General features: G+C 42.4%; 18 protein-coding genes and 1 pseudogene. 10 read left to right on the top strand and 9 right to left on the bottom strand.

Annotated elements, in window-relative coordinates; translation table 11 throughout:
- Positions 1–26: 26 nt before the first annotated feature.
- From MSWH1_RS14355 to MSWH1_RS18550, 5 genes and pseudogenes are all read left to right on the top strand, one after another.
- On the top strand, positions 27–428 hold the full coding sequence (locus MSWH1_RS14355) for a hypothetical protein (RefSeq protein WP_048129610.1): 402 nt from the start codon (positions 27–29) through the stop codon (positions 426–428).
- 151 nt (positions 429–579) lie between these two features.
- Positions 580–3,180, top strand: a complete 2,601-nt coding sequence (locus tag MSWH1_RS14350) for a DUF3656 domain-containing protein (protein WP_048129608.1) — start codon at positions 580–582, stop codon at positions 3,178–3,180.
- A 145-nt stretch (positions 3,181–3,325) separates the two neighbouring features.
- Positions 3,326–3,775, top strand: coding sequence for a nucleoside 2-deoxyribosyltransferase (locus MSWH1_RS14345; protein WP_048129606.1), 450 nt, complete (start codon positions 3,326–3,328; stop codon positions 3,773–3,775).
- A 151-nt stretch (positions 3,776–3,926) separates the two neighbouring features.
- The gene (locus tag MSWH1_RS14340; RefSeq protein ID WP_048129604.1) at positions 3,927–4,184 is read left to right on the top strand and encodes a pro-sigmaK processing inhibitor BofA family protein; all 258 of its coding nucleotides are present in this window, start codon (positions 3,927–3,929) and stop codon (positions 4,182–4,184) included.
- Positions 4,185–4,560: 376 nt separating this feature from the next.
- Positions 4,561–5,488: pseudogene (locus tag MSWH1_RS18550) on the top strand (transposase).
- Between the two features lie 794 nt (positions 5,489–6,282).
- On the opposite strand, the gene MSWH1_RS14320 reads toward MSWH1_RS18550, so the two are convergent.
- The 3 genes from MSWH1_RS14320 to MSWH1_RS14310 form a co-directional block, all read right to left on the bottom strand.
- Entirely contained in the window at positions 6,283–7,083 is an 801-nt protein-coding gene (locus MSWH1_RS14320) for a class I SAM-dependent methyltransferase (protein ID WP_369798536.1), read from the bottom strand.
- 30 nt (positions 7,084–7,113) lie between these two features.
- The gene (lysS, locus tag MSWH1_RS14315) at positions 7,114–8,727 is read right to left on the bottom strand and encodes a lysine--tRNA ligase (protein WP_048129598.1); all 1,614 of its coding nucleotides are present in this window, start codon (positions 8,725–8,727) and stop codon (positions 7,114–7,116) included.
- Between the two features lie 770 nt (positions 8,728–9,497).
- A complete protein-coding gene (locus MSWH1_RS14310) occupies positions 9,498–9,848 on the bottom strand; it encodes a hypothetical protein (RefSeq protein ID WP_231585427.1) in 351 nt (116 codons plus the stop codon).
- Between the two features lie 175 nt (positions 9,849–10,023).
- On the opposite strand from MSWH1_RS14310, the gene MSWH1_RS14305 reads away from it, so the two are divergent.
- Positions 10,024–10,308: a hypothetical protein gene (locus tag MSWH1_RS14305; protein ID WP_048129596.1), complete on the top strand. Its 285-nt coding sequence runs from the start codon at positions 10,024–10,026 to the stop codon at positions 10,306–10,308.
- A 151-nt stretch (positions 10,309–10,459) separates the two neighbouring features.
- Here MSWH1_RS14305 and MSWH1_RS14300 read toward each other — a convergent pair whose 3' ends face one another.
- Both MSWH1_RS14300 and MSWH1_RS20610 read right to left on the bottom strand, forming a co-directional pair.
- Positions 10,460–11,512, bottom strand: coding sequence for a S16 family serine protease (locus tag MSWH1_RS14300; RefSeq protein ID WP_231585428.1), 1,053 nt, complete (start codon positions 11,510–11,512; stop codon positions 10,460–10,462).
- Positions 11,513–11,714: 202 nt separating this feature from the next.
- The gene (locus tag MSWH1_RS20610) at positions 11,715–11,846 is read right to left on the bottom strand and encodes a hypothetical protein (protein ID WP_255350466.1); all 132 of its coding nucleotides are present in this window, start codon (positions 11,844–11,846) and stop codon (positions 11,715–11,717) included.
- A gap of 189 nt (positions 11,847–12,035) precedes the next feature.
- On the opposite strand from MSWH1_RS20610, the gene MSWH1_RS14295 reads away from it, so the two are divergent.
- Complete coding sequence (locus MSWH1_RS14295; protein ID WP_048129594.1) at positions 12,036–12,887, top strand: winged helix-turn-helix domain-containing protein; 852 nt, start codon at positions 12,036–12,038, stop codon at positions 12,885–12,887.
- A gap of 528 nt (positions 12,888–13,415) precedes the next feature.
- Here MSWH1_RS14295 and cysS read toward each other — a convergent pair.
- The 3 genes from cysS to MSWH1_RS14280 all read right to left on the bottom strand — a co-directional run bounded on the left by cysS (position 13,416) and on the right by MSWH1_RS14280 (position 17,735).
- Positions 13,416–14,846: a cysteine--tRNA ligase gene (cysS, locus tag MSWH1_RS14290; RefSeq protein ID WP_048129592.1), complete on the bottom strand. Its 1,431-nt coding sequence runs from the start codon at positions 14,844–14,846 to the stop codon at positions 13,416–13,418.
- Positions 14,847–14,998: 152 nt separating this feature from the next.
- Entirely contained in the window at positions 14,999–15,592 is a 594-nt protein-coding gene (locus tag MSWH1_RS14285; protein WP_048129590.1) for a Maf family nucleotide pyrophosphatase, read from the bottom strand.
- Positions 15,593–15,716: 124 nt separating this feature from the next.
- Complete coding sequence (locus MSWH1_RS14280; protein ID WP_048129588.1) at positions 15,717–17,735, bottom strand: cation:proton antiporter; 2,019 nt, start codon at positions 17,733–17,735, stop codon at positions 15,717–15,719.
- A 407-nt stretch (positions 17,736–18,142) separates the two neighbouring features.
- On the opposite strand from MSWH1_RS14280, the gene MSWH1_RS14275 reads away from it, so the two are divergent.
- Both MSWH1_RS14275 and MSWH1_RS20335 read left to right on the top strand, forming a co-directional pair.
- Positions 18,143–19,141 (top strand): NAD(P)/FAD-dependent oxidoreductase, encoded by a 999-nt coding sequence (locus MSWH1_RS14275; protein ID WP_048129586.1) that lies wholly within the window; start codon positions 18,143–18,145, stop codon positions 19,139–19,141.
- Between the two features lie 17 nt (positions 19,142–19,158).
- A complete protein-coding gene (locus MSWH1_RS20335) occupies positions 19,159–19,356 on the top strand; it encodes an isochorismatase family protein (protein ID WP_048129584.1) in 198 nt (65 codons plus the stop codon).
- A gap of 215 nt (positions 19,357–19,571) precedes the next feature.
- On the opposite strand, the gene MSWH1_RS14265 is transcribed toward MSWH1_RS20335, so the two are convergent.
- A complete protein-coding gene (locus tag MSWH1_RS14265; RefSeq protein WP_048129582.1) occupies positions 19,572–20,012 on the bottom strand; it encodes a rhodanese-like domain-containing protein in 441 nt (146 codons plus the stop codon).
- 273 nt (positions 20,013–20,285) lie between these two features.
- Between MSWH1_RS14265 and MSWH1_RS14260 the strand changes: the two genes are divergently transcribed.
- Positions 20,286–21,206: a phosphotransferase gene (locus MSWH1_RS14260; protein WP_231585429.1), complete on the top strand. Its 921-nt coding sequence runs from the start codon at positions 20,286–20,288 to the stop codon at positions 21,204–21,206.
- The last annotated feature ends 112 nt before the right edge of the window (positions 21,207–21,318 follow it).

Below are 21,318 nucleotides of genomic sequence, written 5' to 3'. Positions count from 1 at the left end.
TTCGTTATTTCTCGGGGTAATCGAAGATGTCAGAAACAGAAACAATGGAAATTCTTGAAGGTTTGAAATTGAAGATCCTGAACGCCACCGATGAGGACTTTGTGCTTCAGGCTCAGAAAATAGAGAAAGGAAAATACAAAAAAGGCCACCAAGCTCCAGAAAAAATCGGGTCTTATGAGGAAAAGGTCTTAGAGCTCATTGCATGTGACGGAAGCTGTGAGGGTGGAGCGGACATTGAAGGCTGGATAAAATACGGGATAGGGTGCTCAGAGGGATACTTCAAGATGCACTTCAAGCATATGGGAAAGGAAAACAAAATCAGCTATTCCTGCGAAGCCCATATGCATGATGGAAAAATGCTCTGCGAAACCTCTAAAGATAAGAAAAACGATAGGATTATAACCTGGACAATTGGACCAAAAGCATAACCCTAAAAAATATGCTATTGGGTTTTTCCGTAAATTTTTTATAATCTACTCTCTCTTTTATTATTTTTTTGAAAGTGTTGCCGGTTGACTTTTAGGACATCCAAAATGGATGCCAAAGCTTAATTAAGAGCATACTCTCTAATCTCATTTGATGAAGCCTGCAAAACCTGAACTGCTGGCTCCAGCCGGCGGCATGGAAGCCCTTATGGCAGCCGTAGAAAACGGAGCCGATGCTGTGTATCTCGGAGCCAGGGCTTTTAGTGCTCGGGGATATGCATCTAATTTTTCAGAAGAAGAGCTTGAGAAAGCTATTGATTATGCCCATCTCAGGGGCGTAAAAATATACGTAACCGTAAACACTTTGCTCAAGGAAGGGGAAATCGAAAGTGCCCTTAGACTACTCTCCCGCTTGAGAGAAATGGGAACAGATGCAATTATCATTCAGGACCTGGGGCTGATTTCTCTTTCAAGAAAATATCTGCCTGATCTTCCCCTGCATGCAAGCACGCAGATGACTCTGCACAACAGTGAAGGGGTTGCTTTTGTAAAGGAGCTGGGATTCGAAAGAGTCGTCCTTTCACGGGAAGCTTCGCTCGAAGATATAAGAATAATAAAAGAAAAAAATGATGTAGAGATAGAGGTTTTCGTACATGGGGCCCTCTGCATTTCCTATTCTGGTCAGTGCCTCCTGAGTAGTCTTATAGGGGGAAGGAGCGGAAACAGAGGGTACTGCGCTCAGCCGTGCCGTAAAAAGTACAGACTTTACTGTGAAGGAAAACAGATTAAAACCAGCGGCAGTTATCTTCTAAGCCCGAAGGACCTTAACACGACCTCAGGCCTTGGAGCCCTTATAGAAGCAGGGATCGAATCTTTTAAAATTGAGGGCAGGATGAAAAGGCCGGAATATGTTGCAGGCGTTGTCAGGGTCTACCGTCGCTTGATCGACAGGTACCTGAAAAACCCTTCAGATTATTCGGTTTCCGAAGAGGAGCAGGAAACCCTTACCCAGCTTTTTAACCGCGGCTTTACTTCGGGCTACTTTTTTGGAAATCCGCGTGGAAAACTCATGAGCCGGGAAAACCCCCACAACCGTGGGATTCCAGCAGGTACGGTTGTCAATTATGACAGGCGCACAAAGCGTATTCGTGTAAAACTTTCAAACTCCCTTCGCCTGGGAGATGGGGTAATGGTTGAAAACGCCGAGACCAGGCCTGAGGATAAAGGAAGAATCATTTCCTCGATGTATACTGAAAGGGGGCCTGTATACAATGCAGGGAGAGGGGAAGTCATAGAGCTCCCCTTTGATTCGAGGGCACCATCAGGAAGCGCGGTTTACAGAACACATGACAAGAAGCTTATGGATTCCCTTAAAAAAGAAAGTGAAGCCGGAGCCCTGAGGCCAAAAATTCCCTTATTTCTCACCGCAACTATCGCCCTGGGTAAACCTGCCAGGCTCGAGATAAAGGATAGCGATTCAAATACAGTGACAGTTGAATCCGAATATCTGGTAGAGAAAGCAGAAAAGCTGCCAACTTCAAAAGCCCGGGTAGAAAAACAGCTTATCAAACTTGGAAATACTCTTTATGAGGCAGCAGAACTTAATGTGAGTGTAGAAGAGGATATTTTTATACCCGTGGGGCAGCTGAACGACCTGAGAACAAAAGCGGTCTTGCAGCTTGAAAACTTGCGCGTATCAAAGTGGAAGCGAAAGCCTTTAGAAAATCTGCAGTTCCTCGCATCCGGAGAAAAAAAGGCAAAAAAAATAGAGATCACAGGGGAAACAGAAGAAATAGAGATCACAGGGGAAACAAACGAAATAAAAGCCCAAAAACTTTCGGGAAAGCCCCTGCTCTCAGTTACTGTGTATTCTCCTGAAGGGCTTGAAGGAGCTCTTGCAGGCGGAGCAGACTGCGTTTACTTCGGAGAGAGACTTGTCAGAAGGCCGAAAGCAGCCGGAAAAGAGAAAAAATCCGATGAGGAAGACGCTTCCAGAAAGAATCTTGATTCTATTTATGAAAGCGCTGTTCTGAAAGCCAGAGCTGCAGGCAGAAAAATCTATTTTAATACTCCTAAAATAGTGAAGGACTCCGAAATGAAAATGGTAGAAGAACTTCTCTCCCGTGTGGAAAAGTTCGGAGCTGACGGTGTCCTTGTTTCAAATCTCGGGACGTTTAACCTCGCAAAAGAAAAACAGATCCCGTGTATTGCAGACAGTCCTCTGAATATCTATAACGGCTATACCTTTGCCCTCTTTTTGCAGAAAGGGGCAGAAAGGGCTGTACTTTCTCCCGAATTAACGCTTGAAGAGCTCAAAGAAGTAGCTTTTTACGGACCTGCCGAATGCATTGTCCATGGTCGCCTTGAACTGATGGAATCTGAACACTGCCTCGTAGGCGGGTTGCTCGGGAAAGACGGAGGTCAGTGCAGTGCTCCCTGTGCCTCAGGAAACTTTACGCTGGTAGATGAGAAGAACTATGAATTTCCTCTGCTCATGGACTACCAGTGCAGGACTCACCTCCTGAACTCAAGATCTCTCTGCATGCTTGAATATGTCCCTGCAATTATCGAAAGTGGAGTTTCAAGTCTGAGAATCGAGACTTCTGGAATGGACAATGTAGAAGAAATCAGGAAAATTACAGGGAAATACAGGAAAGCGATTGACGCATTTTATGAGAGAAAGAGAACAAAGGAAAAATGTGAGGATTTCGGGAAAGGTTTTACCACAGGGCATTATTTCAGAGGCGTGCAGTAAGAAAACTGAAACCCGGAAATACAGCCGGAAAAACAGCCGGAAAAACAGCCGGAAAAACAGCCGGATAAACATACCAAAAAGCAGCCAGAAAAACAGGCAATAAAGCGGTGAGGTATAAAAGAGAAATAAGGATGATGGTAGGAGAATGGAAAAAAAGAAAATCGCAGAACGGCAGAGTCCAAAAATTTTTCTGTCAGGTTCGATTCGGGGAGGTAGACAGCTTCTTGAGACATATCGATTTATGTACGACGCCCTCGAAGAAGCAGGAGCCAAAGTACTCAGCTGGCATGTTGCAGATCCCGCTCTGGAAGAAACTGAATCAAAAATGACTGAACAGGAGATCTATGATAGAGATATGGGTCTGCTTGCAAAAAGCGATGCGCTGATTGCAGAGGTGACAGTACCATCTACGGGGGTGGGCTATGAAATATGCAGGGCGCTTGACCGGAAAATTCCCGTGCTCTGCCTGTACAGGCCCGAAGCGGCAGTCTCTGCAATGGTGCTCGGGAACCCGGATCCTTCACTGGAGGTAAGGACTTATTCAAACGAGGCAGCACTTAAGGAAATTATTGTGAAATTTTTCCGGTTTCTCTGAGGAATAAAATGCCATAAAATATTGTTGCTTTCTTAAATAGATAAGGCTAGAGATCATTTTCGAACATATCCGGCACAAATTACCAAAAAGCCACAACTGGTTCATAAAACTCAATGATAAATATAAATAATTTGAACACTATGTATAATCTATGGTAGTTGGAGTTCCCGAGATTTCAGTATTAATTCTGGCAGCTGTAGCGGCTTTTGTGCTGTACAAAGTCCTCAAAACTGCCACCAGCCTTGCAATAAATGCAGTGCTTGGGATCTTAACCCTGATCGTAGCAAAGTTTTTGTTAGGACTTGAAATTGCAATCACCTGGGTAGCAGTTCTGGTCTGCGCAATAGGAGGAATTTTCGGAGCCCTTGTAATAATTGTGCTTAATTACCTTAAGCTAGCCTTTTTATGAAAATAAAAATCAAATATTTACAGGCTGTCTCATAACTATTTTAACTTGTACAATTGGGTAATACCCATTTCAATTTTTATTTCATTTCAACAATGAGAGATAATTTTCATAGGTCAACATAGCATATTTGTTATTCTCGCTCGAATTCCCCCTTTATTCCAGCCTTTACTTCCTCCCCCAACTATCATTTTCAGTTAGGATCCTCTCTAATTCATCCTTAAATTGAACCATATTTGTCCTTTTTTATATCAATTAAATTAGATCACAGTTTTCCTAAAAAAAGTACATCTTATTTTTAAATTAAATTTTAATTAAAGCCTTAATAAACCGTAAATTTTATTGAGGAGGATATACTATCCTCTTCTGGCGATATATTATAAAAGCTCCGCTTATTCCACTAAACGAAGATTTCAAATGGAAATTGTTATCCGAAATATTAAATGTTTTTGATTTGAGATTTTGCAGGTAAATACTTACAAGGAGGGGCATTGTGCCCCTCTCAAGATCAGTGCCTGCAATTAAAATCGTACTCTTAAGCGTGTTTTTCCAGAGAAATTTCCTATGCTATCAGAGAATTAAACGAAAGGGAAAGCTTGAGAAATTTTCTAAAAATCAGTTCGGTACCAACTGAAAATGAAATTTATGGCATTCTTAGTAAGTATGAACCAAACCAGTTTACTTATTTTGTTTTTGAACTCTTGAACGAATTATACCCTATGAGAAAAAACGGATCAATAGGCATTATCATTGACAGTACTGACATAAACCTTAACCTGAACTGGCATGCAAAAAAGATTACCAAAAAACCTGGAAAACAAAGAATACAAGTGGGGCCACTCAACTCATAGAGGATTCTTCATTGGCATGAAACTGACTCTTGCACTTGAATATCAAACATTGAAACCTTTAGCTTTTCTGATTAATGAAGCAAATGTATCTGAACCTAAAATTTATCCCGAAATACTTAAGGAACTCAAAAGACGGGGAATATTAAAAGCAGGAGACATTGTTTATGCTGATAGAGGATATTTTTCTTACGAAAAACTAAAAAGGAAATTAAAATCTACAAAAAAATAATTGCAAAATTTAAAGAGCTAATAAGCAAATGGAAAGAATTTAGATCTGTGAGATCAATCATAAAAGATATATTCAAATTGGCTAAGAAAGCATACTCTATGGAGAATTTGCACAGATCTACAAGGAGTTCTGTTCAAAAATACTGCTCTTTAGCTGTACTTTTAGTGGGGATGACTGTAAATTACGGGATTAGAGAAAGAAAGGAAGTACAAGCCTTTCCTGAATAACGAAATAAAGAGGGGGCTAAAATCTTATACATGTTAAGTTGTCTAAATCTTACACATGTTACGTCGATATTTAGGAACTGGGATTAAGTTACCACTCGAAACAGCGAAGAGTCTTTTTTCGATAAAACCTTAATAACTTGATTTGGTGGTGAAATAAATGAGTAATGCCAATCAAATACTCCCAAATTAATCTATAGACAGAATATTATAAAGCGAAGAATAATGCTTGTATTTTTAGAGAGCATTGTCATGATAGTACTGTTTCTGTTTATTCCTGCTCGTTCACTTAATTTCTTGGAAGCATGGGTTTACTCTATTGTATTGTTTGTGTCACTTGAAATCGGAGTAGTCGAAGAGAAAGAAAAGTATCAAAAGATTATACAAGGATTTACTTATATAGGATTTGCTTTTATCTATGTGATTCCAGCGTTAGATCACCGATTCTCTTGGTCACATGTCCCATCTTCTATTGTAATCTTCGGTGATATTTTTTATCTATAATTAATATTGGAGTAATAAATAACTCATTAATTTGGAAATAAACTTCTTTTGAACTTTCAAAACATAATAAATATTTATGTTTTTATGTAAATTATGTAAATAAGTTGCAATAAATTCTAATTTTTAAAGTAAATGTAATTTTATATCAATTTTTGAGCTTAATTCGTATTCAAAGGCATTTCGAAGTATTATTTTAGAGGTTTTAAAGGTAATTTTTTGTCAAAATACGTGATTTTGACCGATTTTTTTATTTTAAAGCATTTTTATCAATTTTGGTAGAACCTCAATTAAGTTCAAAGTTTCCGGAAAACTCCCCTGAACATATGCCGTTGATAAGATTTCCCTCTAAAAATTTTCTCTTTTGTTGCATTTTCCAGTTTAAGAACTTCAAATCCACAGAAAAGTCTCTTTACCTCTTCTTCAGTAAAATAATGATAAATTATCCCGTTTTGCCGGATAAAAGTCTTTTCTTCAAATGGGCTTGAAGGCTCTCCTCCGCAGCGCATATCTTTACAGCCGAAAGCCTCAAAAAAAATAAAACCGCCGGAGCAGAGAAGTCGGAAGAATTCCCTGACAGCAGCTTCTCGCTCCTCTTTAAAAAGGTGCTGGAGCACACCGTAACAGAGAATCCCGTCAAATGACCTGGGTTTGAAAGGAAGGGCATGCACACTTGCCCCAAGATGTTCTGCAAACCTGCCACTCCTTGAAAGCTGCGCACGGGAACTTCTAAGGGCAGTTAAAGAGATATCAGTCCCGAAAGTATTGTAGTGCCTTGAAAGCTCCCCAAGATACCTTCCGTTTCCTGAGCCTGCATCCAGGACTCTTGCTTCTAGTGCAAGATAAGTCTGCAAGTTCCGGATAGACGCAGGGCCCCCCCATTTGAGGTGGGCATATTCCTTGTCCCAGGCGAGGAAATGTTTTTTTGAAGAGCTTGTCTTTGAAGAGCCTGTTTTTGAAGAGCCTGCAGGTTTTTTCACCGGCATTTCCATATCCTTTGATGCATCCAGATCTTCTATTCCAACCTTGCCAGGAATCAAGGGGTCCGGAAATCCCATACCCTTTATAACCTGCCCATTGTCGGTTTCTACATTCATCGATCTTTTCCCATATTCATCTGGTTTCATTCACATGCGTTTTTCAGGGATGTATGTTGAAGTTTCCCTGAACCGGGATATCAGGAAGTCCTTCTCAAAAGAAGATAAGAACCAGCCGGCTTTCGGACCCGAGCTCTGCCCGAGAATTGAGGTGTAAATAGCTTTGAAAAGGTCTTTCGGGTTCACCTGCGGAACCGGTGCATTTAACTTTTCCGCGATCAGCTTGCTCAGCTCAGAACCTTCTTCTTTTGCAGAATAGACCAGCATATGGTATTCCTCTCCGCTAATTTCCTCTTTCGCTTCGATAAGGTCTGCGAAAGCCCCTAGGAAAACTTTCTGGAGTTCCGAAAGAGTTGCTGCCTGCACAGGCACCTTCTCTTTTACACTGAACCTGGCAAAAGGCGGGGCATAGAGTTCAAGCCATCTGGATACATTATCTACAAGTTCTCTTATACACTTTTTATCTTCAATTGAAAAGCCTGACCGTTTTACGATCTTCAGCACCTGATCGAAATCCCCCCTGGCAACCTGGTAGATTGTCACCATTTGCTTGAAAGGAATTTCCGGGTGGCAGATACCGGTTGCCCTGGAGAGCTCGTAAATTCTCTTTTCAAAGTCCCCCAGGGAGGGATCATTTTTCCGGAATTTTTCCCTGAGCCGCTCGTATTCATCTACCATGGTGAGGAGAGGCTGTCCGGGGTCGAACTGGATATGTTTTTCAGGTTTTGTGCGGATGATCAGGTAGCGCAGGACTTCCGGAGGCACCACCTCAAGCATATCCGAAATCGAGACGACCACTCCCGTTGAGGAAGACATCGCCCCCTGCTTTCCGAGCATTATCCACTCATAGACGATAGGGTGGGGTGGCTCGTGCCCGTAGATATCCCTTACTATTCGCTTTCCGGTATCATAGGAGCCGCCTCTTGAGGCATGGTCTTTTCCGAAGGGTTCTACAGTTACCCCGAGGACAGCCCAGCGGGCAGGCCAGTCCACTCTCCAGGTGAGTTTCCCTCCTCCTGCCATTGGCACCTTCCCTGAGTGACCGCAGGCACAGACATAGTCCACAGTTTCGGCTTCCAGGTCAAAACCCGTGACCTTCGTGGTCGTGATTTTCCCGCACTCGTTACAGCGGGGATTGAAAGGGCTCCAATCTTCTGCAACTGTTTTTCCCGAGACCTCTTCAAGGATCTTTGCAATTTCATTCCTTTTCACAAGGGCGGTTTTTATTGCTTCAGTATACAGTCCTGACCTGTACATTTCATCAGCCCTGAAGACCTCGGGATTGATGCCCAGGCGCCTTAAGGCTTCAAGGAAAGGTTTCAGGAAATGCTCGGCATAGTTTGCACACTCCCCGCATGGGCAGGGAACCTCTGAAATTGGTTTTCCCACATGCTCAGCATAACTTTCAGGGAGGAAAGGGTAAACCTTGCGCAGAGGGTCGTAGTTGTCGGCAATATAGATAAAACGGGCATCTGACCCCCTATCAAGGAGGGCCCTGTAAGCAGCATCAGCAGTTACAACCTCCCTCATATTGCCTATATGAATATGTCCGGAGGGAGTGATTCCTGTGGCAACAAGATGCTTGCCACTCTTATTTAATACGTCTTCGGCTATGACGTCTGCCCAGTGAATTGTGTCAGCCATGGTTCTCACCAGAATATCAGATAAACCGTAGAATCGGGTATGATAACAAGAAATGAGGATCTGTTCATGCATTTATCTACAGGTTTGGATTTCCTGCATAATTATCGTATCAACGGATAAACTTTGGGCTGGCAATGAAAATCCCTGAAGGTACTCGATTTATTTCCACATCATGGCACAGGGAATCAAAAAGAGTGAAAAATGGAAAAAAGAGTGAAAAATGGAAAAAAGAGTGAAAAATGGAAAAAAGAGTGAAAAATGGAAAAAAGAGTGAAAAATGGAAAAAAGAGTGAAAAGGATGGGAAAGAGAGAATCAACTCTGGGAGATAAAAAAAGGAAAAAAATGGAGGTTCAAAGGCAAATTGTTTTAGGAGTCTGCAGAATTACGGAGATTTAAAATGGGCTTTATGAGGCAAATCAAGCAAACTTGATTTACCACTAAATAAAAGCACGTATAAATATATAAATTTATCGTATTAAGAAGGTCATATCCTTAAAAAAACAAAAATAGTAAAACAATCTAACTGAAAACAACCTGTAAGGAACTCCAAAATTGGAATTATTAAAACATGAAAGAAAAACTGCAGGCTGGAAAAAAAACTCACATGAAATTCTTTGAATACCAGAAACAAACAAATGAAAGTACTCTCCACCCTACCTTTTTTACCTCTCAACTCTTTGTTATCTCTCTCAACTCTTTGTTATCTAAACTTTTGCTCATCTCTACTCTTTTTCCGTAAGCTTTTCTACCTTTTCCGAAAGCTTTTTCATCATCTTCCGCAGGTTGGCAAGCTCTTCCTACACTTCAAGGATCCTGTCATACATGGGACTCCGGTTGTCCTTAACTGCCTGTTCCTGGGAAAAACGCTGTTTGCTCGGTGGACATAAGTGTACACCAGCCACATCGCAACAAAGCCTATGGTACTCAACCCCGCAAGAAAGAGCAAATAATGCGGAAAAACGATCCTGATATACGAGTCCCCTTCACTGTAATACTGAAGCCGGGAAATCATCAGGAAATTAAGGATTGAAAACAGAAACATCGCCTTTCCCACAAGGGCAAGCAGCCCCCCAACCCGGGTGGATATTTTCCTCTGTTTAGGGGTTAATTTTTCAAACACTCTGGTTACCTTTGGAATCAAAAATAGGAGATAGAAGTTTAGATCTAATTATTATAACTATTATAAAATATAATATGTGGTGGAACTCGGCTAATTTATTTATTAGGGGGCCCGGGGAAGAGTTCAAACAGCTTTTTTTATAAAAACGTCCATATTATAAAAGAGAGGGACTGATATGGTATATGTTGTTATAAAACATAAAGTAGAGGACTATTCCAGATGGAAATCTGTTTTTGACGAAAACGGAGCTACAAGAAGGAAAGCAGGATGTAAAGGCGGAAAGCTTTACTGCAGTTCGGACGAAACAAACGACCTGTTTATTCTTTTTGAGTGGGATAATAAAGAAAATGCAACTGGATTCATAGAATCCGAAGACCTGAAAAAGACAATGCAAAAAGCAGGGGTTGTTGGCAAACCGGAAGTCTACTTTTTAGAGAAAATCGAAGATTTTCCGGTCTGATTTATAAAATAGCCCATAATAGCCGTTAAAAGAAAAATGAAAAGGGGAGGAAAAGGAAAACCCCCCTTTCCAAACTTTTTTGGGAATATTAATTGTAGAACGGTCTCGATTTTCCGTCTTATATATTTTAACATCATATCGATTTTACATTTCATTTGAGTTTAAATCCTTCATACTTCAGCACGTCCTGAATCGTGTCCACGTACTCGACGTTTATTCCGACATTCTCCTCGATATATTTCTCGGCGTCCACAACTTCCGGAACTCTCTGGACGACTTCAAAGCCTCCGATTTTCCGGGTTGAAAGTTTATAAGTGACAAGCTCGCTGTTTTCTCTGGGCAGAAGGAAGAGAGTCTTTCCCCCGGCTTCTGCTGCTTTGGCTTTTTCGACGAGTCCGCCTATTCTTCCTATATTGCCTTCATTGTCAATAGTGCCGGTAAGGGTTATACTATCATTAAGGGTGGAATTATCAATTGCAGAAATTGTAAGAAGGGTCATCAGAGCACCTGCACTGGGACCCTCTACACCGGGGATTTCATCTTTAGCGGTAATGCTGAAGATGATATCACTGCTTGAGAGTTGCTTTCCGGTTTTACTCTCAGCTACAAAGACTGCAGTGTTTGCTGCATCCTGAAAGACCACACCCATAAGAGGGGTTGTCTGAACAAGCACGCGGCCTTTTCCAGGCTGAATTTCAACCGAGATATTGATCAGGGTACCTTCTTCAGAAACCGACTGCCTGATAAAAGGACCGTTTTGCTCGGTCTGGACTGTCTGGAAAACTGCAGGCCCCTGGAGAGTAGCGAATCCTTCTATGCTCACAGGACACATTTGAGAGCCATTCTGAAGCTCAAAGACTCTTTTACGGTATAAGTCAAGCTGGGAAGCATAGGACTGGAGAGACTGGTTATCCTGAGTTACCTTTGTTTCAAGCCTCTCATTTTCCTTTTCAAGGGAATTTATACGTTCCTGCATTTCCTGGACCTGCTCCCCCTCAACCGGGGCTTGATAAAATAAGACAAAGTAAGCATTTGCAATAAGCGAAAGGGCAAGGATAAGGGTAAGAAGCTTGGATTTCATATGAAGAATTACTTTGCACGGCTTGTACTTATTCTTTCCTTCAAGAGCCCCGCATTTTTGAGTAGATATATTTCTAGACAGAGGTTTATCAGGCTGGTTGGCCATAATCGGCTTCTGGATCATATGATTACCCTTCCGTCCGTAGTCAGACGAAGGTTAAAAACATGGAACCGTTGTATTTTAGATTTAAAACAGAGCACTGTTGTATTTTAGATTTTCATTTTTAAAAAAGAAAGAACAGTAATTACCCTGTTTTTGAAGGCATTTACTGCTGTAAATCTCTTTTTTGAGTGGTGTGTAGTTAGTTAAATGGTATTTGTACCATTCATTTCTCACTTTTCTTCTTTTCCTGTTCTTCTGCAAGAGCAACCTTTTTACCGCAGAGGTCGCAGTTTCCTTCTTCAGTTATACAGGGCTGTTTCGGGGCTTCCCCTCCACAAATTCCACACTTTACCATATTTTATTCACCTCCTTCTTACAGTCGTTGGCATTTATGCCATTAATAATCAGCCAGTCATTCATTTATACTTAATCGGCATCATAATATACTAAATGCACTCCTGTGCCCTGAGATAATTCATCTAGCCCAATGACCTTTAAGGTTGTAACAGAAACTTTTTATCTAAAGCCATAATATATAAAATATATGAAAGACAGTGGCAGGAAAAAAGAAAATTTCCCTGAAAGCTCGAAAGACCCGAAAGACCCGGAAATGGTGGAAATAAAGGCTATTAGGGAAAAGCTTTGCGATATGCATAGCGATATCAAGAAAGTTATGGAATTTTCGAACAGGCTGCGCTTTGAAACTGCTATGGAATGCTCAAGGCAGGAATACTCAAATGCAATTCTCAGCCACCTCTATGAAGATATCAATAGTGGACTTGAAAGAAATATGGTAAAGAAATGCCCTGAAAAAGAAAACTGCAGGTCTTCCTTTACAGCCCTTCTCCAGAGGAACGCAGGGCTTGTAAAACAGGGCAGGGTAGATGAGGCACTCCTTTCAGGAAACAGGGAAAAACTCGATGAACTTAGATGTGGAGCCCCTTACAGCAAATGTGAGCAGTGTTTCTCCGAAGTATCCAGCCTTTTCACAAAACAGGTCAACCTTATGCGCTCAATGAGGATTTATGCCAGCAATCAGGAGCAGAAGCCTGATATTTCAGCCCTTGAGACCAGCGGACTTCTGAGAGAAGTCCTTGAACCGGTATCCAATCCCCAGCGCCTGGAAATTCTGAGGGCTGTGGCTTTTGAGACGAAAAGCTTCTCAGCCTTTTCCGAAATTACAGGCCTTCGAGGCGGAAACCTGCTCTTCCATCTGCAGAAACTTATGGACAGTGGGCTTATCCTGCAGCAGCACGAAAGAGGGGATTATATGATTACGGAAAAAGGGTTCAAAATTCTGAAGGGCCTAAACGAATTATACTCCTCACTTCAATCCTCCCAACTGCAGATCTCTGCCGAAAAAACACCCGGAGAAAATGAAGAAATTCGGGTCTGATCCTTTCTGCCGGAGCCGCTCAGGAAAGTGAATTACCCATTACTGAAATAACGAGTTTTCTGCTTCATACCTCGAACTATTGTTCATAAGTCCACAGGCTCTACCTTCTGTTCCAGAGTCGAAGTAAGATCAAATTGGTTCTGGTTTCCCTGGCTTGGTTATCGCTTAGGAATTCAGTACACAGCATAGGACAGAATAGTAGTTAGAGGTTAGTAAATAACGAAAATATGGGGCGTTGATGGCATTCTACCTTCGACTTTCGTAAAAAAAACCGAAGATTCGGGGGCGTCTGTTAGCTGAGGAATCAGGAGTTTATATTATTTCTGGCTTACCCGGTATGCCGTTTACGCTCTTTTAATTTCTATATCTCTTCTTTTAATTCCTATCCTCTTTCTTTTAATTCCTATCCTCTTTCTTTTAATTCCTATCCTCTTTCTTTTAATTCCTATCCTCTTTCTTTTAATTTCTATCCTCTTTCTTTTAATTTCTATATATTTTTTTTAATTCCAATTCCTTTTCTTTTAATCCCTATGCCTTGTAACTTTCTTCGGCTTTCCTTACGTTCGGCCCTTCTTTTGTGTCCTGTACGACATAACCCAATGCCTTTATTTTCTCCCTGAGGGCATCGGAAGTTTCCCAGTCTTTCTTTTTTCGGGCAGCTTCACGTTCCTCCACAAGCCTGACCACTTCTCCCGGGATTTCCTTTTTGCCTGCCTGTGCAAATAGACCCAGGACATCCGAAAACTGTCTGTAAAGGGAGTAAACTTTTTCCAGGACCTCCCTGTTTTTCCCGGCTTCAAGGTATAAGTTGGCTGTGCGCGAAAGTTCCCTGAAAACGGCCAGAGCTTTTGGGGTATTGAAATCGTCTTCAAGAGCTTGCCTGAACTGAGCCTCAAGTTCCTGAAGGGCTTCAAGGGTTTTTTGATCTCCAGGATCTGATTCATTGTCAGCACCCTTCAGGGCAAATTCAAGGTTTTCGAGGGTCTCTTTAAGCCGTAAGTAATTGTTTTTTGCGTTTTCTGCAAAGGAAGCGGAATAGTCCAGCTTTTTCCGGTAGTGTACTGAAAGGAACATGAAACGGACCACCTCCCCCCCATACTTTTCAACAATCTCGGGAAGGGTGAAAACGTTTCCCCTGGACTTGCTCATCTTCTCCCCTTCAACTATAAGGTGCTCTCCATGAATCCAGGTGCATACGAAGGGCTTTCCGGTTGCACCTTCGGACTGGGCGATCTCGTTTTCATGGTGGGGGAAGATCAGGTCCACACCTCCTGTATGGATGTCAAGGGTAGGGCCGAAACTGTTCATTGCCATTACTGAACACTCTATATGCCAGCCAGGACGGATTTTTCCCCAGGGGCTTTCATAACAGACCCCCCTTTCGATCTCCTCAAGCGTTGAGGCTTTCAGGAGGGCAAAATCCCTTGGATTGTCTTTATCATACTCATCCACATCCACAGACGCGCCAATTATGATATTATCAAAATCGAGCTTTGAAAGCTTGCCGTATTCCGGAAACCCTGAAATCCTGTAATAGACAGACCCGTCTTTTTCATAAGCCATCCCCTTTTCAATCAGTTTCCGTGCAAGTTCGATCATACCGTCAACATTTTCTGTAGCCCTTGGATATGCAAAAGCCCGCTTTATGTTCAGCATATCAAGGCCTTTGAAAAATTCGGCCGTGTATTTGTCCGTAAAGGCCTTAAGAGACATCCCGGCTGCTTTTGAGTCCCTGATAGTTTTGTCATCGATGTCCGTAATGTTCATCACGAGTTTTACTCTATACCCGAAGTATTCGAGGGTTCGTACGATATTGTCAGTCATCAGAAAGGTCCGATAGTTTCCTATGTGAGGCATATTGTAGACCGTTGGCCCACAGGCATAGATCGAGACCTCTCCTTCCTTTACAGGTTTGAATATCTCCTTTTCTCGTGTCAGGGTATTGTAGACTTGCAGCATTCGGAACACCTCTGGTGATTTTATTTCAGGTAAATTAGTCCTATCTACTATTAGCCCTATCTCTTAATATTACTTCCAATTGCTTTATTACTTTTGCAGCTCCTGTAAATACTCCGATAAAAGAGCCTGAAGCTTCCGGCGTGAAAGAAAAGTCAGGAAAAGCTTTCATCAAATACCGAAACCTCAAGCCTTTCCAGAATTTTTCCCAGCCGAAAAAGAGGGAGCCCTACAGCATTAAAGAAATCCCCCTCCACTTTTTCCACCAGCACCGCTCCTTTTCCCTGAGCTGCAAAAGCCCCGGCTTTATCCAGGGGTTCCCCCGTCCTGACGTAAGCTGAAATCTGCTCTTTGCTTAATTCAGCCAGCCAAACGTTTGTAGATTCGGATTCACTTATTTCCTTCCCGCTCTCAAGGTCCAGAACTGTAAGCCCGGTTACGACCCTGAACTTTTTTCCGCTCAGCTTTTCCAGCATTTTTTCAGCATTTTTATGAGATCCGGGCTTTCCCAGAACTTTTCCGTTATAGAGCACCGAGGTATCGGCAGAGATCACTAGCCCGGATTCAAAGTGTTTTGCCACATCCCTGGCTTTCTCGACAGAGTGCTTCAGAAGCAGTTCTGCAGGGCTCAGCCCCGGCTGAGGGAGTTCTTCATAGGAACTTGGGTAAACAACAAAATTATCTCCGATAAGCTGTTTAAGCAGTTCTTTTCGCCTTGGGGATGCGGACGCAAGAATTATTCTGCGCATGGGGAAAAAATCTGGATGGATAGGATATATTTGTATGGATGGAAGGAAAAAAAAGAACAGAAATGGTAAAAATTAAATAAAAAAATTGGGTAAAATAATAGTGAAATTATGAGAGAAGTGCCGGTTATCTCCGGGCACTTTCAAAGAATTTTCTTACATTGTACAGATCCCCGGGTTTTCCCAGGAGGATACAGGCATCGTTTGCTTGAAGAATGAAGTCTCCAGCTGGAGTAGAGATCATATTTGAGCGTCTGCGGACCGAAAGTACGGTTACTCCATGTTTTCTCCTGAAACCCAGGTCTGCGAGGGTTTTTCCGTCAAAATAAGAGTCTTTACCAACTTTGAGGACCTGAATATCGATTCCCGGAAGCCCGTCTTTTATGCTGAACCCGCTGTCAATGTCTGTGTCAACGACCAGCTTTCGCAGTCTCCTGTAACCGTTAGCCCGCACATCATTAACCATTTTCTCAATATCTTCCCTCGGGACCAGATACTTTTCGAGCAGGCGGGTAAAGATCTCTACTGAGGTTTCGTATTCTTCAGGGATTATTTCATCCGCGCCCAGGGCATTGAGCCGTTTCATTTCCTGCAGGTCATGTACCTTTGCAATGATGCAGATGCTGGGGTTCAGCTCCTTTGCCTTCTCTACAATTTTCCTTGTAATAGCTGCATCAGATATCCCGGTTACCAGGACTCTTGCACTCTTAATTCCTGCATGTTCTTGGACTGCCCCAAAGGTTGCATCTCCATACTGGATTTTTTCCCCTTTTGCTTTTTCCTTCTGCACGATTTCAGGGTTAGTCTCAAGGATAATATAGGGGATGCCTGCGGCTTTTGCAGCCTTCGAGACTGTCTTTCCGGAAAAGCCAAAACCTGCTATTATGAGGTGGTCTTTCATCTGGGGCTCTTTCTGTTCTTCATCATCAAGGGACTCCGAATAGATGCCCTGTACCAGTTTCATGCCAAATGCCGTGCTCGAAGCCTTTTTGACAATGAAATCGGCAGGCTTGTAAGAAGCACTGATCAAAAAGGGTGTAACTCCCATAGTAAGGATGGAGACTGCCAGAAACGCCTGATAGGTTTCCTCAGTCAGGAGAGTGTATTCCATTCCCAGCCTGGAAAGTACAAAGGAGAATTCTCCTACCTGAGCCAGTGCAAGCCCCGTAAGTAGAGTTGTACGGAGAGGAAACCCGAGAAGGGAAGTTACGCCCACTCCGGCTATTATTTTTATGACGATGAGGGTGATCGTTGCAAGAATAAGAATTGGAAGGTGATTGAACAGGTAACTGATATCCAGAAGCATGCCTACGGATACGAAGAAAAAGCTCATGAACATGTCTTTCAAAGGCAGGATATTCCCCATCGCCTGCTGGCTGTATTGAGACCCCGAGATCACGATCCCGGCTAAAAAGGCTCCAAGAGCCAGAGAAAGCCCGATGCTTGAGGTAAAGACGGCTGCCGACAAACAGATGAAAACGACACTGACAAAGAACAGCTGTTTGCTACCTGTCTTACCCACATGATAAAATATCCAGGGAACAAGAAACCTGGCACTCAGGATAAAAACCAGAATAATCAGGGAACCCTTAAAGAAAATATTGGGGAGTGCCCCCTCAAAACTCACAGAACTTCCTGCAAGTACAGGAGTTATCAGGATAAGAGGTACGATAGCAAGGTCCTGATAGATCAGAATTGCAAGCGAAGTTTTTCCATGTGGAGTATAGACTTCGTTTCTGTCCTGAAGGACTTTGAGCACTATTGCGGTGCTACTAAGTGAGATAAGAAACCCTATAAATATAGATTTAGCAGGACTGAACCCGATCCATGTGCAGACAATGAGGGCAAGTGTTGTTGTAAAAAGGAGCTGGAGAGTTCCTCCTGCCATTACAGCCTTTTTCATCTTCCAGAGCTCTCTTAAAGATAGGTCGACCCCGATCGTAAAAAGCAGGAAAACGATGCCTAGTTCGGCATTTAATTCCATGTTCTGCCCGCTGTCCAGAATCCCAAGCCCATGAGGTCCTATCAGCATTCCGGTAACAAGAAAACCCAGTACCGGAGGGACTTCAAATTTATAAAATATGGTAAGGATAAGGATAGCAAAGCCGAGAATTACATCAACATGTGCCAGTACGGAGAATTCCATTTCGTTTTGCGCCTCTGAGAATTAGAACAAGATATTTTAAAACTTCCTGTAAGTTAAGTTTCTTGAATCTTTAATGGAATGGCAGGTATGAGTATATATGAAACACTTATGACCAGCTTATGGCAAACTTATCAACTGCTTATGAGCAGCTCATGAACCAATTTTATATTCACCTGCCCCACAAATATCATTTGCCGAATGAGCAAATATTTATCAAAAGATATAGTATTTTCGGTGAAGAATTATGGGATAAAACAGAAAAACTAAGATAAAAATATGGAGCATGTACAGCTTTTCAGTGTCTCTTTTATATTTCCCATAGTTTTTGTATTTACCTCCTAAATATCCGGTAAAATCCAAAAAGTAATTATAAATAATACTAAATTCCACTTTATGCTGGAGTTTAAATGGAAAATGAAGTAAATATCCTGGGTGGGGGAATAAGTGGTCTGGGATGTGCGATAATTCTTCGCAAAAATGAATACAATGTTAATGTTTTTGAAAAACAGAATGATCCTGGCAAAAGGTTTCATAATGACTGGCAGGGTCTGGAAAACTGGTCTGAAAAAGTCGATTTCCTGAAACAGATAGAATCATACGGGATTGACCTGTCTTTTGATTACGAGCCGGTATCCGAATTAACCATTCATTGTTCCAACAAGGCAAAAACTATCACAGGAAAAAATGCCTGTTACCTGGTAAGAAGGGGAAGCAGTACAGGCTGCCTGGATACTAGCTTACACAAGCAAGCTGAGGAACTGGGTGTAAATATCCACATGGGTTCCGTCCCGGGGGAAGGTGTACCTGTACAAGTGAACGCAACCGGTCCAAGAAATGCAAATATCTTCGCCAGAGGGATCAAATTCGATACTGATATTGAAAAAAGCTATCATATGGCTTTTGGTGATGACATTGCCCGAGGCTTTTATTCTTACCTCCTGATTAAAAACGGACATGGGACGATTGCAACCGTTTTTGGCCGCAAAAACGTCCATCACGCTGACGAGTTTCTCAGAGAAACAGTAAAATATTTTACAGGATATGTTGACGAAAGGGCAGTATCTTCAGGTAAAAAATTTGGTGGTTACGGGCACTTTGAGATAAAAAATAATCTTTATGATGAAAACGGCGCGATGCTTATAGGGGAAGCGGGAGGATTTCAGGACTACTTTTGGGGATTCGGAATGAGATATGCCTTCCAGAGCGCCAATTTTGCTGCAAGAAGCATAATGGGGGAAGGGGTTTACGAGGATCTGATAAAAGAAAACCTGACAGGGAAAATGGAACACTCAAAAAGAAACAGGTTTTTGTTCGAAATGCTGGGCCCTCTGGCTTATCCTTTTGCATATCATTTGTTTGCTGCCAGTAAAAACCCCCTCAGACTTTTGAACATGGTATACAGATAATGAAATCGTAAATCAACATGAAAAAAGCAGACGTAACAGAACCTGTCATTTGCGGAGCGATGGGACACATGTGTATCAATACGACCGTCCGGGCTGTAAAGGAACTTGGCTTTGTCTGCACGGTGATTTCCGATGCCTGCGCCACCCGGGACCTGAAATTCAAAAACGGGCCGGTCCTGCCCATACCGTCCATGCGGCATTTACGGCACCTTTGAAGGTATGTTTGTAGCTTTAATGCAGCGGATGAGTATCTTGCCTGATGCGGAAATGAAGCTTTTCCAGGATGAGACCACGAAGAGATCATTAGCGCCGGGGACGCTTACTACCTCTCTCCGGATACATAGCAGTAATGGAAGCAGGCACCCAAATAATAAAGTTTAGTCCCAAAGAAGAATTTAGGAGCATATCAACTGTGAGTTTCCCCGCCTGCTTAACTTACAACAGGATACCCTGCGCCTGTCCAGGCGGTGATCCCACCCTCCATATTGTAGACATCGGAGTAGCCGGCAACTACCAGAAGATTGCTCGCGGTAATGCTTCTGTGCCCTGTCCTGCAGTAAACCAGTATTTTTTTGTCTCTCGGGACTTCGTTTATTCGGGCTTCCAGCAGTTGATCAGGGTTCAAATTTAACTCGCCAGAATTAGTAACAGGAATCAGTTTTGCCCCTTGGATATGTGAGGAGTTGAATTCGGCGGGGGTGCGGACGTCAAGTATGAAGACCTCGTCTTTTTCTGTCATTCCCCTGGCTTCGTCAACATTTACATTCTCAAAACCGGAAGGGATGTCTTTCTTTTGCATCGAAAAAAAGAGTGCTGTAATTAAAAGGAAGAGTAAAATAGCGCCGAAATACATCAGGTATTTTTTATTCATAAGGTTCCTCCATTACTGAGTATACTATATACTGAGTATACTATATACTGAGCATGCGATGGAAAAGTTAGCCTTTACATAAACTTCTTTTTGTCAAATATTCTTACTTCATCAATAAAATACTTTAAGGGCTGGAAGAGGTTCTTATACCCTTCAGTTCAAATTGATTAACTAAAAGATAATTAACATTCCAAACAGGAATGCCTGTAAAATATTACGAGACTTGATGCTGAAATCGGGGGGATTTTAGTTTCACAGGAATACGTTAGAAAATTGAAACCTGGGGATTCTTTCAGGGACTGGCTTGTCCAGGTGCAGAGGCACAGGATTAAGAATTCCAGGTGCAATGTAAGGGAATTCAGGGTCAGACCGGCATCCCATAGAGTCTGCAGATATGAGTTTGAGGGAGAAGGCTTCAGTGTTATTGCAAAATTTTTAGAAAAACCCACCGGAAAAATAAGAAAATATGATTGCAAGGGAGCCATGCTGAACGAGTATCACAAACTCAAAAGGCTTGATAAAATAATCAATATCCCCTGTCCTATTGCAGCAAACAGGCATTTCGACTGTGTGCTTGTGACAGAATACATTCCCGGAAAGCCCTTTTCCTGGTACCTGAAAAATGAAAAAGACCTGGACGAAAAGTTAAAAGCCATAGCTCAACTTCTTGGCAAACTACACAGGGACACGAAAAGTGATTACGAAAAAGAGAGAGATTTTTCAAAGATCCGCAAAAACCTGGCCCATATGCCCCTGCACGGTTCTACCAGGCAGTGTTATGAAAAAAAGCTTGTGAGATGGGAAAAAGACCCACGTCTGGACAGGACGCATGGCTGCACCACACACAACGATGCCACTCCGGCAAACTACCTTTTCTACAGGGGCGAAATCTATGCGATTGACCTTGAGCTCTCCACAGGGCATGGGCATTTTGCCCACGACCTTGGGATATTGAGTGCTGAAGTCTTCCACCATTTCGCACGAAAAGGCACTGCTTCTGCCGCTATCCCCCACATTAAAAGCTTCCTCCGAAACTACAGCCGGGATAAAGAGGAATACCGCCAGATTAAGCAGGTCCTTCCCTTCTACATGAGCTACGGGCTGCTGAGAGTGGCCTGGAGGAGCAAAGACCCTAAACACCGGAAATACCTTATAAACAAAGCTCTCGAGCTTCTTGACAGGTCCGCCCTGTAAGTGCAGGCATATAGGGATGAAGGGATAAGCCGTTCATAGAGATGCAGGGATAAACCGTTCATAGAGATGCAGGGATAAACCGTTCATAGAGATGCAGGGATAAACCGTTCAT

This window comes from Methanosarcina sp. WH1, from assembly GCF_000970005.1.
GTDB lineage: Archaea > Halobacteriota > Methanosarcinia > Methanosarcinales > Methanosarcinaceae > Methanosarcina.
Note: the sequence above shows the minus strand (reverse complement) of the source record. Positions and strands in the feature narration are given on the sequence as shown.

Bases quoted from the DNA above. Each gene is read 5' to 3' on its own strand.
- MSWH1_RS14305 (WP_048129596.1), top strand. From the start codon at position 10,024: ATGGTATATGTTGTTATAAAACATAAAGTAGAGGACTATTCCAGATGG.
- MSWH1_RS14320 (WP_369798536.1), bottom strand. From the start codon at position 7,083: ATGAATGTAGAAACCGACAATGGGCAGGTTATAAAGGGTATGGGATTT.
- MSWH1_RS14300 (WP_231585428.1), bottom strand. From the start codon at position 11,512: ATGATCCAGAAGCCGATTATGGCCAACCAGCCTGATAAACCTCTGTCT.
- MSWH1_RS14350 (WP_048129608.1), top strand. From the start codon at position 580: ATGAAGCCTGCAAAACCTGAACTGCTGGCTCCAGCCGGCGGCATGGAA.
- MSWH1_RS14285 (WP_048129590.1), bottom strand. From the start codon at position 15,592: ATGCGCAGAATAATTCTTGCGTCCGCATCCCCAAGGCGAAAAGAACTG.
- MSWH1_RS14355 (WP_048129610.1), top strand. From the start codon at position 27: ATGTCAGAAACAGAAACAATGGAAATTCTTGAAGGTTTGAAATTGAAG.
- MSWH1_RS20610 (WP_255350466.1), bottom strand. From the start codon at position 11,846: ATGGTAAAGTGTGGAATTTGTGGAGGGGAAGCCCCGAAACAGCCCTGT.
- MSWH1_RS14265 (WP_048129582.1), bottom strand. From the start codon at position 20,012: ATGAATAAAAAATACCTGATGTATTTCGGCGCTATTTTACTCTTCCTT.
- MSWH1_RS14345 (WP_048129606.1), top strand. From the start codon at position 3,326: ATGGAAAAAAAGAAAATCGCAGAACGGCAGAGTCCAAAAATTTTTCTG.
- MSWH1_RS14340 (WP_048129604.1), top strand. From the start codon at position 3,927: ATGGTAGTTGGAGTTCCCGAGATTTCAGTATTAATTCTGGCAGCTGTA.
- cysS (WP_048129592.1), bottom strand. From the start codon at position 14,846: ATGCTGCAAGTCTACAATACCCTGACACGAGAAAAGGAGATATTCAAA.
- MSWH1_RS20335 (WP_048129584.1), top strand. From the start codon at position 19,159: ATGAAAAAAGCAGACGTAACAGAACCTGTCATTTGCGGAGCGATGGGA.
- lysS (WP_048129598.1), bottom strand. From the start codon at position 8,727: ATGGCTGACACAATTCACTGGGCAGACGTCATAGCCGAAGACGTATTA.
- MSWH1_RS14275 (WP_048129586.1), top strand. From the start codon at position 18,143: ATGGAAAATGAAGTAAATATCCTGGGTGGGGGAATAAGTGGTCTGGGA.
- MSWH1_RS14280 (WP_048129588.1), bottom strand. From the start codon at position 17,735: ATGGAATTCTCCGTACTGGCACATGTTGATGTAATTCTCGGCTTTGCT.
- MSWH1_RS14295 (WP_048129594.1), top strand. From the start codon at position 12,036: ATGAAAGACAGTGGCAGGAAAAAAGAAAATTTCCCTGAAAGCTCGAAA.